At 69.5% G+C, this 14,544-nt stretch carries 13 protein-coding genes; 6 read left to right on the forward strand and 7 right to left on the reverse strand.

What is annotated here, in order from left to right; all coding sequences use genetic code 11:
• Positions 1 to 176: 176 nt before the first annotated feature.
• From ACFY9I_RS04790 to ACFY9I_RS04805, 4 genes are all read right to left on the reverse strand, one after another.
• A complete protein-coding gene (locus tag ACFY9I_RS04790) occupies positions 177 to 1,034 on the reverse strand; it encodes a fumarylacetoacetate hydrolase family protein (RefSeq protein ID WP_390996674.1) in 858 nt (285 codons plus the stop codon).
• 233 nt (positions 1,035 to 1,267) lie between these two features.
• On the reverse strand, positions 1,268 to 2,029 hold the full coding sequence (locus ACFY9I_RS04795) for a membrane protein insertase YidC (RefSeq protein ID WP_390996676.1): 762 nt from the start codon (positions 2,027 to 2,029) through the stop codon (positions 1,268 to 1,270).
• A gap of 111 nt (positions 2,030 to 2,140) precedes the next feature.
• Positions 2,141 to 2,455: a DUF6412 domain-containing protein gene (locus ACFY9I_RS04800; RefSeq protein ID WP_390996678.1), complete on the reverse strand. Its 315-nt coding sequence runs from the start codon at positions 2,453 to 2,455 to the stop codon at positions 2,141 to 2,143.
• A gap of 47 nt (positions 2,456 to 2,502) precedes the next feature.
• Complete coding sequence (locus ACFY9I_RS04805) at positions 2,503 to 3,315, reverse strand: class E sortase (protein WP_390996679.1); 813 nt, start codon at positions 3,313 to 3,315, stop codon at positions 2,503 to 2,505.
• Between the two features lie 249 nt (positions 3,316 to 3,564).
• Between ACFY9I_RS04805 and ACFY9I_RS04810 the strand changes: the two genes are divergently transcribed.
• The 5 genes from ACFY9I_RS04810 to ACFY9I_RS04830 all read left to right on the forward strand — a co-directional run bounded on the left by ACFY9I_RS04810 (position 3,565) and on the right by ACFY9I_RS04830 (position 9,640).
• A complete protein-coding gene (locus ACFY9I_RS04810) occupies positions 3,565 to 5,136 on the forward strand; it encodes a beta-1,6-galactanase (RefSeq protein ID WP_390996682.1) in 1,572 nt (523 codons plus the stop codon).
• Between the two features lie 217 nt (positions 5,137 to 5,353).
• The gene (locus tag ACFY9I_RS04815; RefSeq protein ID WP_390996684.1) at positions 5,354 to 6,364 is read left to right on the forward strand and encodes an SEC-C domain-containing protein; all 1,011 of its coding nucleotides are present in this window, start codon (positions 5,354 to 5,356) and stop codon (positions 6,362 to 6,364) included.
• A 587-nt stretch (positions 6,365 to 6,951) separates the two neighbouring features.
• The gene (locus tag ACFY9I_RS04820) at positions 6,952 to 7,353 is read left to right on the forward strand and encodes a DNA mismatch endonuclease Vsr (RefSeq protein WP_390996686.1); all 402 of its coding nucleotides are present in this window, start codon (positions 6,952 to 6,954) and stop codon (positions 7,351 to 7,353) included.
• Complete coding sequence (locus tag ACFY9I_RS04825) at positions 7,350 to 8,321, forward strand: DNA cytosine methyltransferase (RefSeq protein WP_390996689.1); 972 nt, start codon at positions 7,350 to 7,352, stop codon at positions 8,319 to 8,321. The genes ACFY9I_RS04820 and ACFY9I_RS04825 overlap by 4 nt, the downstream gene beginning before the upstream one ends.
• Positions 8,322 to 8,458: 137 nt before the next feature.
• Entirely contained in the window at positions 8,459 to 9,640 is a 1,182-nt protein-coding gene (locus ACFY9I_RS04830) for a DNA cytosine methyltransferase (protein ID WP_390996691.1), read from the forward strand.
• Between the two features lie 204 nt (positions 9,641 to 9,844).
• Here the strand turns inward: ACFY9I_RS04830 and ACFY9I_RS04835 are convergent, their stop codons facing one another.
• From ACFY9I_RS04835 to ACFY9I_RS04845, 3 genes are read right to left on the reverse strand one after another with little or no spacing between them, the layout of a single operon-like run.
• Positions 9,845 to 10,690, reverse strand: coding sequence for a DUF6339 family protein (locus tag ACFY9I_RS04835; protein ID WP_390996694.1), 846 nt, complete (start codon positions 10,688 to 10,690; stop codon positions 9,845 to 9,847).
• A gap of 56 nt (positions 10,691 to 10,746) precedes the next feature.
• Positions 10,747 to 11,721: a hypothetical protein gene (locus ACFY9I_RS04840; protein ID WP_390996696.1), complete on the reverse strand. Its 975-nt coding sequence runs from the start codon at positions 11,719 to 11,721 to the stop codon at positions 10,747 to 10,749.
• Complete coding sequence (locus ACFY9I_RS04845; protein WP_390996699.1) at positions 11,718 to 13,808, reverse strand: helix-turn-helix domain-containing protein; 2,091 nt, start codon at positions 13,806 to 13,808, stop codon at positions 11,718 to 11,720. Before ACFY9I_RS04845 ends, ACFY9I_RS04840 begins: the two co-directional genes overlap by 4 nt.
• Positions 13,809 to 14,121: 313 nt before the next feature.
• Between ACFY9I_RS04845 and ACFY9I_RS04850 the strand changes: the two genes are divergently transcribed.
• Positions 14,122 to 14,505 (forward strand): hypothetical protein, encoded by a 384-nt coding sequence (locus tag ACFY9I_RS04850; protein ID WP_390996701.1) that lies wholly within the window; start codon positions 14,122 to 14,124, stop codon positions 14,503 to 14,505.
• Positions 14,506 to 14,544: the final 39 nt, after the last annotated feature.

The raw sequence follows: 14,544 nt of genomic DNA on the forward strand, positions 1-14,544 counted from the left end.
CCTACATCCTCCTGCGCGGGCGTGACCAAGCCCCGCGGCTCGGCGCTTCGGCGATTCGGCGAACCATCTTCGACGGCAGCGGTTCGATCACCGTCCACAGCTCGTCATCGACGTTCCACGGCTTCGGCCGAGCCACGCCGCACTTCTTCAGGCGCCTGGCACCCCGAGCGGAGCGCCTACGCGTTCTTGAACTCCTGCCGCTGCCGCCCCAGCCCCTCGATCTCCAGCTCCACCACGTCCCCGGCTCGAAGGAACGGCTTGGGATCCGGCTCCCCCAACGCCACCCCGGCGGGAGTCCCCGTGTTGATGACATCACCGGGGTAGAGCGTCATGAACTGGCTGACGTATCGCACGACCTCACTCACCGCGAAGATCTGCTCGGCGGTCGTCCCGTCCTGCTTCAACTCCCCGTTGACCCACAGCCGGAGCCCCAGCTTCTGCGGGTCCGGCACCTCGTCCGCCGTCACCAGCCACGGCCCCAGCGGGTTGAACGTCTCGCAGTTCTTGCCCTTGTCCCACGTCCCGCCGCGCTCGAGCTGGAACTCCCGCTCGGACACGTCGTGCGACACGGCGTACCCGGCGACATGCGCGAGCGCCGCCTCACGCGACTCGACGTACCGGGCCGTACGCCCGATGACGACCGCGAGCTCGACCTCCCAGTCGGTCTTGGTCGACCCGCGCGGCACGAGCACGGTGTCGTGGGGCCCGACGACCGTGTCCGCCGCCTTGAAGAAGATCACCGGCTCGGACGGCGGCTCGGCCCCCGTCTCGCGGGCATGGTCGTGGTAGTTGAGCCCGATGCAGACGATCTTGCCGATACGGGCGAGCGGCGGCCCGATCCGCAGCCCGGCCGCGTCCAGGACTGGCAGCTCACCGCTCCCGGCCACCTCCCTGACCCGCGCGAGCGCCGCGTCGTCCGCGAGCAGCGCGCCGTCGATGTCCGGCACGATCCCCGACAGGTCCCGCAGAACCCCCTCGGCGTCGAGCAGCGCGGGCCGCTCCGCGCCCGCCGTACCGACTCGCAGCAGCTTCATGGCCGTCCATCTCCCTCGATCGTCCGCCGCCCGACCGATGGGTGCGGCCATCGGAGGACTGGTCGATCCTCCAAGGTCACCGTCCACTCCGCAACACCCCGTTCACGGAGTGGACCGCCCCCGCGCCGACGGCGGGCACGGCCCCGCGCGACGGTGGAACCGGCCCGCGCCGACCGTGGGCACGGTCCCGCGCCGACGGCGGGCACGGCCCCGCGCCGGCGGCAGGCACCGCGTCACGTGGCGGCGGGAACCGCCGGGGCCGGGGTCACCGGATACAGCGCCGCCCGCTCCACCGCGCTCCACGTCGTACTGGTCACCACGTACAACGCCGCCGCGAGCGGCACCACCGCCACGGTGATCAGCGTGAAGAAGGACATGAACGGCATGAACTTGCTGACGGCCCCCATGCTCGCCGCCATCCCGGGCACCTGCTCGTCGGACACGGCCGGCATCCCGGCCGTACCGGCGGCCATCATCCGCTTCGTCCGCCGGAAGTTGAAGACGGCGACCCCAGCGACGATCACGAACAGCGCCACGTAGACGAGCCCCTGCGCCCCGAACATCCCGCCCTCGCCCAGCGCGTCGGCCCAGCGGTCACCGAGCGGGGCCGCGAACAGCTGGTGGGTGAGGAGGGCGTTGGCCTCGCCACCGATCGTCGTGTTGGAGAACAGGTGGTAGAGGAGGAAGAAGGCTGGGAGTTGGAGGAGGCTGGGCAGGCAGCCGGACAGCGGCGACACCTTCTCCTTCGTGTGCAGCTCCAGCACCGCCTTCTGCAGCTTCTCCGGGTTCTTCGCGTGCTTCTTCCGCAGCTCGGCGATCTGGGGCTGCAACGCGATCCGCGCCCGCTGCCCCCGCGCCGCCGCCCGCGACAGGGGGTGCACTAGCAGGCGTACGAGGGCCGTGAACAGGACGATCGCGACGGCCGTCGCGGAGGCGTGGAACAGCGGCTGGAGCAGATCGGCGAGGTGCGCGACCAGGTCGGCGAAAACGGACATGGGTGTGAGCCCTCCTGGGGTTCGTCGTGCCGGGAAGAGGCGTCCCGTGACGGGACTCGGCGCGACGGCCCGCGCGAGGGGCACGTGCCGTGGAACAGGTGGGGGCGTGCCCTACGCGGTGGCCGTCAGGAGGGCACGGCCGGGCGCCCGGGGCCGCGTACGGCCGCGTGCGTCGGGATCGCGTTGGGGCAGGAAGGCCGTACGGCGTTCACGGTCCCGGATGGCCGTCCGTACCCGCGTACGGGGTACGACGGGTGCGCAGCGTGAGGCGATCAGCGCGCAGGCGGCGAACGCGGAACCGGCCGCGGCGGTCGCGGCGAAGGCGACGGCCGCGGAGAGCGTGCCGGTGTCGAGGACGGCGACCTCGAAGAGCAGCAGCAGAAGCATCGCGGCGGGACGCGGGTTGGCCCAGTTGCGGAACACCATGATCCCCCCTCTGCTCGCTCCGGTGTGGCTCGCTCGCACACATGCTCTCATCTGAGCCGCACCGAGCGCAGCTTCCCCCAGATCACGAGACGGTACGTGGAGGTGTACTCGGGAGTGCAGGTGGTGAGCGTGAGGTAGTGGCCGGGCTCGCCGTACCCGTACGACGGCCGCACCTCGCTGCGCGGGACGGGCCGCAGGACCCCGCCGTCGCCGGGGGTGGTCTGCGGCAGCGTGCGGTCGACGACGTAGGTGAGGACGGCGTCCCGGGTCTCGACTCGGACCTCGTCGCCGGGTTCGAGCCGGTCGAGGTTCCGGAAGGGCTCGCCGTGGGTGTTGCGGTGCCCGGCGAGCGCGAAGTTTCCGGGCCGCCCTGGCTGCGCGGTCCCCGGGTAGTGGCCGACGTACCCCTTGTCGAGGACGTCCGCCCGACCGACCCCCTCGGCGACGGGCACGCGGAGGTGGAGACGGGGGACGACGAGGACGGCGTAGGCCTGGCCGGCGCGGGGCGACGGCGACCGCGACGGCGACGGCGATGCGGCGGCGCGTGGTACCGGTGCCGGTGCCGGTCCAGGTCCCAGTCCAGGTCCCGGTGCCGGTCCAGATGCCGGTCCCGGTCCCGGTCCCGGTGCCGACCGTGGCCCCGGACGCACCCCGGTGGTGACCGCCCATTCCCTCTCCAGCTCCGCGACCTGCCGGGCGGCGCCCGACTGGGCCTGCCGGTTGGTCCACCAGAGCTGGTGGGCGACGAAGAGGAGGAGGACGAGGCCGAGGGTGACGGCGCACTCGGCGGCCGTCCAGAGCGCGCGGGCGCCCCGCCCGCGCCCCACTCCGCCCGCCCCTCTCCCTGTGTCCCCTTTCATCTCCCCTTCTCATAACCGTTGGAAGAAATCCAAGAAAGCGCTGTCATACCTATCGACAACCCCACCGTTCACCCCTGACTCTTCCGATGTCCCTACTGAGTACTGGCAGTACTGGCAGTGCTGGCAGTGCTGGCAGTGCTGGCAGTGCTGGCAGTGCTGGCAGTGCTGGCAGTACTGGCAGTGCGGAAGGTGGCGGCTCCCCAACCCCACCTTTCCCTCCCCTCGGCCCCCGCATCCCCCGGAGCTGACATGACCCCATTCCCCAACCCGCACGACGACCGGCCGAGACCGACGGCAGAGACCTCGGAAGCCACACCGTCCGCCGCACCCGGCCACCGCCCGGCCGCCTTCGGCCGCAGAGCCCTCCTGGCCGCGGCCGGCGGCGCCGTCGTCGGCACCGCCCTGGGCACCGGCACCGCCCACGCGGACGCGACCGTCGCCGTCAACCCCGCGACCAAGTTCGGCACGTGGGAGGGCTGGGGCACCTCGCTCGCCTGGTGGGCCAACGTCTTCGGCGCCCGGGACGACTTCGCCGACCTCTGGTTCACCACCAAGACGACGACGTACAACGGCACGGCCCTGCCCGGCCTGGGCATGAACATCGCCCGCTACAACCTCGGCGCGTGCAGCTGGAACAGCGTGGGCGGCGAGACCATGGTCGAGTCCCCGAACATCCCCGATTTCAAGCAGATCGAGGGCTTCTGGCAGGACTGGAACAACGAGGACCCGAACTCCTCCGCCTGGAACTGGAACGCGGACGCGAACCAGCGCGCGGCCCTGACGAAGGCGGTGGCGCGCGGCGCGACCACCGAACTCTTCGCGAACTCCCCGATGTGGTGGATGTGCCAGAACCACAACCCCTCGGGCGCCTCCGGCGGCGGCAACAACCTCCAGACCTGGAACTACCGCCAGCACGCCTCCCACCTGGCGGCGACGGCGCTGCGCGCCAAGAACAACTGGGGCGTGAACTTCGCAACGGTCGACCCCTTCAACGAGCCGGCGTCGTCGTGGTGGACGGCGACCGGCACCCAGGAGGGCTGCCACATGGACCCGGCGGTCCAGGCCGCCGTACTCCCCTACATGCGCAGCGAGCTGGACAAGCGGGGCCTGAACAGCATCCGCATCGCGGCCTCCGACGAGACGAACTACGACACGGCCCGCTCCACCTGGGGCGCCTTCAACTCCTCCACGAAGGCCCTGGTCAGCCAGGTGAACGTGCACGGCTACCAGGGCGCGGGCGGCCGCAGGGACCTCCTCTACACAGACGTGGTGACCACCTCCGGCAAGAAGCTCTGGAACTCGGAGACGGGCGACAGCGACGCCAGCGGCTGGACCCTCGCCCGCAGCCTCTGCTACGACTTCCGCTGGCTCCACCCCACCGCCTGGTGCTACTGGCAGGTGATGGACCCGACGACGGGCTGGGCGATGATCGCCTACGACAAGAACACCCTCCAGCCGACCACGGTCCAGACGAAGTACTACGTCATGGCCCAGTTCAGCCGTCACATCCGCCCCGGCATGACCATCCTGGACACGGGCTCCAGCTACACGGCGGCGGCCTACGACGCGTCGGCCCGCCGCCTCGTGATCGTCGCGATCAACACCTCCACCTCGGCGCAGACCTTCACGTTCGACCTCTCCCGCTTCACCACGGTGACGGGCGGCACGAACGGCGCGGTCCCCCGCTGGAACACCCACACCTCCGGCGGCACCGACCGCTACCGCGCCTACTCGGACACCCGCCTGAACGGCAAGTCGGTGGCTGTGCCGTTCGCGGCGGGGGCGGTGCAGACGCTGCAGATCGACGGGGTGACGATCTAGGCGCCCACCGGTCGTAGCCCTTCAGGGTGCGGGCCGGGGTGCCCCTCGGCCCGCACCCGTTGGAGGGGGCGGGTCCCCGCTGTGAGGACGCGACGGCGGGTGAGCCGAGCGGATGCGGAAGCCACCTCCGCCCTGCCACCCGCACGCCCGCCCGCACTCCCACCCATACCTCAACCCGTACCTCACCTCGGCCCCCATCGGCAGTACGGTGTCGTCCATGCGCCCCGACACGCCTGCCGAGAACGTCGACCACAACGCCGAAGCGGCACGCCTGGAGCGGACCGCCGACCTCTACCCCGAGGACGCCGAGCACCTGCTCCTGCAGGCAGCCGCCCACCGGGAACTCTCCGGCGACCGCCCCACCGCGACCGCCCTCTACGACCGCCTCCTGTCGTCCTCCACCCCTCTCGACAACCCCCACCTGGTACGGGCCCTCAAGGCCTCCAACCTCTGGGAGTACGGCCACGAGGCCGAAGCCCGCGCGATCATCGACGGAGTCCGCGCCGCGGCCCCCCGAGACCCGGCCCCCTGGGTGATCGTCGCCGAGGCCCTGGAGGCCCACGACGAGCTGCAAGCGGCCCAGGACACGTTCACGTCGGCCGTGACCCTGCTCCTGACCGACGTGTCGGAGCCCCCGTACGCGACCCGCGCGCTGCTCTTCGGCCGCCACCGGGTCCGCCGCATGCTGGGCGCGGTCCACGACGAGTGGGACGCGGTGGCCGACACCCTCCACTCCTCCTCGGTGTCGTTGGACGAGCTGCACGACCCGAAGCGGGTGTGGTCCCTGGGGTCGGACAACCCGGCGGAACTCCAGGCCGAAATCTCCCGCCTCCGGGCAGAGTTGGGCGCGTACCGAGAGGCCCTGTCCCGCCCGTTCCCGGTGGCGGTCCTGCACTGGCCGGCCCCCGAACTGTCGGAGCTGGTGGCGGCGTACCCCGGCCTGACCGCCGAATACCCCTCCCACGAGGAACACCTCGCGACGATAGAGGCCTCCCTGCGCGAACTGGCGTCCTCGGGCACCCCGAACCTGGGCATCGTCACGGGCACGGTCCCGTCTTACGAGGCGTTCGCGGCCTCGGAGGGCTCATCGCCGGACGACACGACACTGCTGCCGCAGTACGCGACGACGCTGGCGGCGCGGGGGCTGGCCGTGGCTTGGCCACCGCAGCGGGGGGCGGCGTGCTGGTGCGGGTCGGGACAGGCGTACGAAGGGTGCCACGGCGCGTAGCCCCGCAGCACCCGGCAGGGCCCCACCCACCGCAAGCCGCTAAGCAAACCCGGCGTGCCCGCGAGCCGAGACCGCGCCCCGACCCACAACCCAGCCGACCTCTACCCGAACCCACCTGGCCGCCCACCCTTCCGGGCCGCTCGCTCGTTTCTCCCCCGCACCTGGAGCGGCCCGGGTCAAGGGTGGCCTGCAGGGCCGTCGCCGAAGGCGATACGCGAAGACCCTTGACGCGGGCCGTGAAAGCACCACTGCAAAGAAACGGGCGGCCCCTACGGCGCCCCCGGGAACGGTGGCCCCCATTCACCAGTGCCACCCGGTCACCGGGACCCGGTGCGGTCGCCTCCGCCCCTGTGATGGAATCGAACCGCAGCCGTAGTCCAACGGCTCGATCGATCCATGCCATTCCCTGATGCGTTCGACCTCGCCACGTGCACCGGGCCGGGGCGCCCAGAGCGAGCCCGGAGCAGCTCTCCGTGATTGACTCGGGCCGGACGGACTCGGCAGTCAATCGACCGGACCGAGCACGATCGTGAGGCACAGACGCCTTGAGCACGATGAAGCCGTTGTCGCCTGCCGTCTCGGCACGCATGAGCAGGCAAGCCAGCAAGGACACGGCCGCCGAGCTGGCGGTTCGTCGTCTGCTCCACGCTGCCGGGTTGCGCTACCGCGTGGAGTTCCCGGTGCCGGGCATGGCCCGGCGCCGGATCGACGTGGCCTTCACATCGGTCAAGGTGGCAGTCCTGATCGACGGGTGTTTCTGGCACGGCTGCCCCCAACACGCGACGCAGCCGAAGTCGAACGCAGAGTGGTGGCGCCAGAAGCTGGACCGCAACATGGCGCGTGACGCGGAGACCACCGAGCACCTCGTGGCCGCCGGGTGGGAGGTCCTGCGGTTCTGGGAGCATGAATCGGCGGAGGATGTGGCCCTGCGCGTCGCAACGGCGGTGACGCGACGGAGGACCCAACGGGGACGGGGGACGAATCGATGAACGGGCTGACCTTTGTGGACGTGTGCTCCGGGGCCGGTGGGCTGGCCCTGGGACTGGAGCGGGCCGGCTTCGAGCCGACGCTGCTCCTGGACGAGGACGCTGATGCCTGCCGAACCCTACGGTCCAACCGACCGCACTGGAACGTACTGCAAGGGGACCTTCTGGATTTCGACCCTAGCGAGCACCCGGAGAGTTACGACGTGGATCTGCTGTCCGCGGGACTACCGCGGGTGAAGTCCAACGCCACGGCCGCCCGGGCCGAGTCGGGCGAGGAGGAGCGGCTACTGAAGGCCGCCGTCTACCTCGCCCATGCGGTCAGGCCTCGGGCCATGCTCGTCGAGAATGTGCCCGCCCTCGCGGACTCGGACAGATTCCACGACTTCCACGCATTCACCCGTGCCGAACTGGAGCATCTAGGTTACGAGTTCGGCTGGTTCGTCCTCAACGCCGCCGATTTCGGAGTGCCGCAGGACCGCAAGCAGGGGGTGCTGGTGGCGCTCAAGAAGCGGTGGTTCTCGGCCTTTCGGTCGCCCTCCCCGACAGTGACGGATCATGTGTCGGCCGGCGAAGCCCTGGCGCCCTCCATGCGGTCGCGTGGCTGGAAGGATGCCGACCGCTGGGCCGCCCAGGCGGCCACCGTGGCTCCGACACTGGTCGGCGGGTCGAAGAACCGAGGTGGGGCCGACCTGGGCCCGGCCGGAACCAAGCGGAAGTGGGAGAAGCTGGGGGTGAACGCCCACTCGCTGGGCGACGAGATCCCCGGACGAGACTTCGCGTGGGCGCCGGAACTCGGCAAGGACGGCATGGTGCGGCTCACGGTGGATCAGACAGCCATGCTCCAGAGCTTCCCGAAGGACTGGGAGATCACCGGAAAGAAGACAGCCCGCTACCGGCAGATCGGCCACGCCTCCCCGCCGCCGGTGGGCGAGGCACTCGGCCTGGCCATCGCCCACGCGCTCCGTTCCTGACCGAAACTTCCTGGTCAGGGCAGCAATAGCGGGCTCTCGAAGGGCCTCCTGACACGGACGGTACACGCCACCCGGGCCGGCTACACTTCCATCTCATGACCCGAGCACCTCACCCGAACGCAAACCAGGATCCACCCGTGATCGTCGATCTCTTCGCGGGACCGGGCGGCCTGGACATCGCGGCCGAGGTGCTCGGTGAACCCGCAATCGGTGTGGAGTGGGAGAAATCAACCCGCGCGACCCGGTACGCCGCCGGTCTCCGCACCACCGAGGTGGGCGACGTGGCGAAACTGAACCCGCTCGACCCCGAGTTGTGCTCTGCCCGCGTTCTCACCGGAGGTCCGCCCTGCCAGACCTACTCGGTGGCGGGTAACCGGGAGGGACACAAAGCCCTCGACGAGGTGACGGACCTGGCTCAGCTCGTGGGAGACAGCACGACCGTCGGGAAGCTGGAGAAGGCTTGGGCGGAGGTGGAGCGGAGAGCCGTCGAACTGGAATGGGCCGACGAGCGCACCGGTCTCGTTCTCCAACCCCTTCGGTGGATCGTCGAGAAGAAGCTCAAGTCCGATCCCTACGAGGTAGTGGTACTGGAGCAGGTCCCCACCGTCCTCCCCGTGTGGAAGAAGTACCGCGAGATCCTTCGCGAGCTCGGGTACGACGCGGAGTGCGAGATTCTGCGCACCGAGGAGTACGGGGTGCCACAGACACGGCGCCGCGCGGTGCTGATCGCTCGCTACCAGGGGGACGGCAGAGGCCGAGGTGTCGAGTTCCCGCCGGTGACGCATCAGCGCTATCGCAAGGGGGCGAAGCGCCACTCCGCAGCGCAGAAACCCAAGGCCCCGATCCCCGCCCTCCGGCAGAGCCCGCTCTTCGGCGCCCAGGCCTCCCCGTCAGTGAAGCCATGGGTTTCCATGGGCGACGCGCTCAAGGACTCGCGCTCCGCGGACTTCGTAGTCCGCTCCAACTACGGGTCGGGGGGTGACCCCAAGAAGCGGGGACTCCGCGCCTCGGACGCGCCTGCGGCCACCGTCACCGGCAAGGTGCGCCGCAACACGGTGCACGACCTCAAGGGCTTCGACGCGAACGGTGATCCTGAACTGGGTCCGGAGCAGGACCGTTTCACGTTCCGCGAGGCCGGACTGCTGCAGACCTTCCCGGCCGAGTATCCCTGGCGAGGCACCGACGTCGCGCAGCAGATCGGCAACGCGATCCCGCCGCTCCTGGCCGTGCACGTCCTGTGTATGGCACTGGAACTGGACGAGAGCCGCAAGGAACGAGCCATCAAGGCGCTGAAGTCCTGGCGCCCTCCCCACCAATAGGACGGAGGGCTCAGATCAGTCCTCCTCCGAGCCCTCCTCGCTCGCTTTTCCCCGCACGGGCGCGTCCGCGAACAGCTCCGCGAATTGGTCCGTCAGGCGCTCAACCGAATCCTCGGGGCGTGCTCCCCGTCCACTCCGACGAGTTCGGCCCACGCAATGGTGGGAGGCGGGCCGGAGCGCACATCGAATCGCGCCCACCGCCCGCTAAGCGTGCGCCACCCCGGACCGAGCCCGGTCACGCAACGGCGCCTCTGCGGCGAATCGCTCGAACATCCGCGACAGGACCTCGCAGGAGGAACGCCGGGCGGTGCCGTCATCCGGCCCTACGGGAAGCCGGTCCCACGGAACAGCCGGGGCTGATTCCGCATCGTCGATCCAGTCGGTGAGCGCGTGGTGGTCGGGCGCCTCGTCCGGAGCGATCACCTCGTACATGAGCGTGCTGCCAGCCGTATTGACTGCCGTACAGAGCGCGTTGACCCGATCCCCGAGTCGCGTGGCTCCCTCGTCGGCCAGCCCTTTGAGGACCCGCACCAGGGCCAGTGCGGTGGGTTTGTGATCGATGACAGCGAGCCGGAGCGCAGTGTTGGTCATGTCCTGATTGCGGCAGGCGATCTCCGCGGGGGTGTAGTCGGGCCCGTCGCGGAACATCTCGGCGGCCCACCACAGTCGGGCGAAGGCCTGACTGTAGTGGGTGCCTACGAATCTGGCGCTGTTGACCTTCCTTTGCGCACCGTCACCGGCCTCCCCGGATGGCATGTGCCGCCACAAGACAAAGTCCGGTGCCACGGCCAGCGCCAGGAAATTCCACAGCTCGGGGGCCGCCGCCTCAGCACGGGTCATCCGCAGGGTCGCGTGCAGCCGAGGCGCCAGCCAGGCATCGGCGTCGGTCCGCGCCGTATCGAACCTGTGCATCGCCTCATCGAGGATCTCCCGCACCGGGGCCGCGCTCCACCGGACGGAGTCGCTCTCGATCGGCGTACTCGCCCGGAGAATGGCCACTTGCGGCAGGCCGTCCTGCCCCGTGCGTACCCCATGGGTGAGGAAGGCCATGGCGAGGTGCCCGGGGAGCAGCGCGAGCCGATCGGGGGGCTCGATGCGGTGTCGGCTCATCGGCTAACTTCCTGGGTACGGGTTACGGCACGGATGGCCGCTGTCAGATTCTTGGGCACCTGGCCGCGCCTTCCGGCTGCGAACTGAATCCGCGACTGGACTTCCGCCCACCCTCGGCCGTCGCCTCGACGGCTGTGGGCCTCCCCCAGGGCCTCGGAGAGAGGCAGCCCGGGAAACACCTCAGGAAGCATGGAGCGCAGCACTGACTCCCGCCATCCACCAGGAAGGCGCGGGGTGCCGTCCTCGTCGAATTCGAGGTCGCTCAGCGCGGAGTGGAACATCGTCGCCCAGGCCTCTCCCGCGATCTGCGCGGCCACCAGTCCCGCGGTCGCCTTCTCCAACGGGCCACGAGCACCGGACAGCAGCTCGGGAAGACCCTCGAAGGACGTGTTGAGCAGGACAGCCGGCACGTCTCCGGTGGTGTCGATCAACCAAGGCGCATCCATGAACGGACGCAGCCACTCCTGCGGACCGTCTCGGAAATCCTCCTCCAGGATCTCCAGATCGCGTTGTCTGGTAGGAGTACGGGCAAGGAAATCCACGATCCAGGGTGTATCGCTGGTACCGAGGACCCGCCCGTCGACTCCACCGTGACTGCCGACCACACTCACGTCCAGAACGGCGCGCGCCACGTGAGTGGAGCGGCGTACTCGGACCTCACCTCGCCAGTGGGTGTCGTCACGACGGCGTTCCAGACGACTCACCCTGCGGGTGTTGGTGGCTCCCTCCGAGAGTACGGCGACGCAGGTGACTCCGGACCACGGGCCGTCGGCCAATTCGTCCATGGGCAGGGAGACTTCGAGATCGAGTACGCCTTCGGTCCAGTCGTCCCGCTCGATCTGATGGAGGGCGACGACCTGGTCGCGTTGGGAGATCAGCGAGAGCTGCAGCGGCTTCCCGTCTATGCTCGCCCGCCGGACGGTGACCTCGATCTTCCCTACCAATGTCGGATACGCGTACACGGGGCTCACGCCGAAGCCTCCCGTGCCTGCTGGATGTCCACGATCACTCCGGCCATGGCGGCGGCGACCGGGTGGCTGCCTACAGCCGTGACGCCGCCGAAGCGCGCCGACCGTACGTCCGGATCGACGAGCAGCCTGCCGTCGACGATTTCGCAGTTCTCCTTCGCGGACAGCTCCGCCCACTCCAATGAAGGACGCCCCCCTGATCGCACATCGAATTTGACGACCGGCAGTAGGTGCCAGCGGTTGTCGCGCTGCGGGACGGTCAGCGTCACGTCCAAGGTCCAGGCCCCGTCCCGGTCCACCTTCCCGACGACTCGGTCGACGAACGGGTGTCCCTGGCCACGACGACCACTCACCGCGGCGGGCGTGTCAAGGCGCAGCAGCTTCCGAAGGACCTCGGGTCCGGTCGAATCTTGACCGGCAGTCCGCCGGCCGATCACGCCCCGCAAAGCCGCGTCCATGGCCGCGTTGAACTCGGTCAATCGCCGAGGTGCGTTGGCATAGGCGGCGGTGAGTTCCTCTGTCGCCCCCCACCTGTCGTGCTCCGGCGGCTCGGCGGCTCGTAGGAACGCCTCGGCGGCATGGGTCGCCGCGCCGTCGTCGCCAGTGGCGAAACCGGCGAGCAGGACGGCCTGGAAGGGATCCACTCCGGGCCGCAAGCCGCGAGGACGACGGGTCGTAACAGTCATTCGGGTCCCGCGCATGCAGGTGATACGGCTGTGCTCCTCGTCCTTGTCGGCGGCAGGAGTGACCAGGAGTACGGCACGGTGGCTGTGTCCTTCAGCCCTACGCCCGGCGGCCCGCAGCGGCGGGACGGCAAGGGCGACCTCCACGGCGGCGACCTGTCCGGTGGCCGTGAGCTCGTCGACCGTCTCGCCATCGATGTACGCCCGGAGCGCGTGGGCCAGCGCCGGGTGCCGATCGAGCGGATCGACCCGCTTCTCCGGCACCACGAATTCACCATTGCGAAGAGCGCGGACCGATGCTTCCAGCATGGCCGACGTCGAACGGCCGGAGGTCATGGCGGCCCAGAAATTGTCGGCCAGCGCCCGACTGAGGGCCTCGTGCAGGTCCTCCAGGGTGTCGTTGTTACCGGCCGCGTCGTGAGCGCCGACGACGAGGAAGGATGTTCCCGGATCGTCGCTGTCCCGATCGAGTCGCAGATCGGCGACCACACGCTCGTCCGCCCACCAGGAGCGGGAGACACCTTCGTGCTCTTTCTCCGTGTCCGACTCACCGAGCCAGGCAGGTCCGGCGTAGGCGATTCCGTCGACCTCTCGCCAGGGAAGGTCGAGACGTCCGACCACTCGGCGGGCTGTCCGCCCCTCATGCGTCTCGGACAGGGTGCTGTTGATCAGCACCAGACCCAACCGACTCGCTGCCCACAGGGTGGCCTTCCCCAGCCCGTACGAACCACCGGCCCGGTCGTTGCTTTTGTGACTGTCGAGCTGCCGGCGAACCACAGCGGCGTACCGGCCGTCCCCGTACTCGGGGCCGGTCAGCCCCGAGGCGTTGTAGTCGTCCACCCGGAGAAGCAGAAGAGAGGAATCCTCACGCAAGGCCCGAAGCCCCTCGGCGAGGACCCGGCCGACCTTCTGCCGGGACCGTGCTGCCGCTGTGTAGTGGGGCTCCAGCTCGTCCCACTTCAGCGCGGAGAGGAAGGAGTGCAGATGTTCACCGGTCAGTTCGTGCAGGGTGAAGCGCACCCGCACCGGGCGTCGCGGGTCCAGTCGCTCGTCCAGGGAGTTCTGTGTGACCTCCCGGGCCAGCACGGCCAGGTTCGCGTCGAAGGCGAAAGCAGCCGCGTTGCCGTACTCCCGACCGCCGTCGTGGTGGGCGATCCGGTGATACCAGCCGATGGGTCGGGCCGATCCGGCGTCGGCGTCCCTGGTGACCAGGGTGGCGACGTCCGTCTCCAGGATCTCGGCGATCCTGACCATCATCTCCGCGCGCGGCTGGGCCCTGCCGGTGACCCACGCCGACACCGCTGCGCGCGTCAGGTCCAGCCGCTTGGCGAACTCCGCCTGCGACATCCCGCTGCGGCGCAGCTGGCGCCCAAGCCACAGGCCGAAGTCCTCGGTGTCGTCCTCCATAGCCCCACTTCCCCATCGGTTCCGGGCAGCGTCACCATAGCATCGAGATTGACGTAAACGGCACTGTCAAATTTCATTAGACGTGCGCCATCGATTCGAGCGCCAGCAGGGCGGCTTGAATTTTCTTCCGATCTTCAGATCGGCACACAAGCTGCGTGCTACGGTTCTGTCGACTCCCCACGTGGCCACGGCCGTTGAGGGTGCGCTTACTCCGGGGGCGGAGCTATGTCCTCAGACCAGTTACAGCTGTCTTTGCATTGCGTCATCCAGTCGCGGGCGCTCGTTGGCGCGCGCCCACAGGGAGGGGACCCACATGAACGACGATGAGACCTGGATGGCCTGGTTCATCAGGGAGTACGACAACACGGAGGACCCCGATCTCCGCGCAGAGCTCCTCATGTGTCACGGTATCCACCCCCAGGTCCTCGCGTCGGAACGGCGGCGTCTCGCCCGCCGCGCGCAGAGCAAGCCCACGGAGCAGACGACCACCCCCTTCGTCCCGCCCGTGCCCCGCAGGTCCCGTGCCACCCGTCGCCCCACCACCCCCCGGCGCGCCGGTAGCCCCCGCACCTACCAGATCAAGGTCACCCGCACCAAGAGGATCCGCTCGGCCAAGCGGACTGCGACGGTCGTGACCGTGACGACGACCGTCACCACGATCACGACCGTCACCACGGTCACCACCATCGACAGCTGATCCCCCTCATTTCTCATAAGCTGTCCTGATTTGCTTCAG

This window comes from Streptomyces sp. NPDC012510 (assembly GCF_042955065.1).
Taxonomy (GTDB): Bacteria; Actinomycetota; Actinomycetes; order Streptomycetales; family Streptomycetaceae; genus Streptomyces.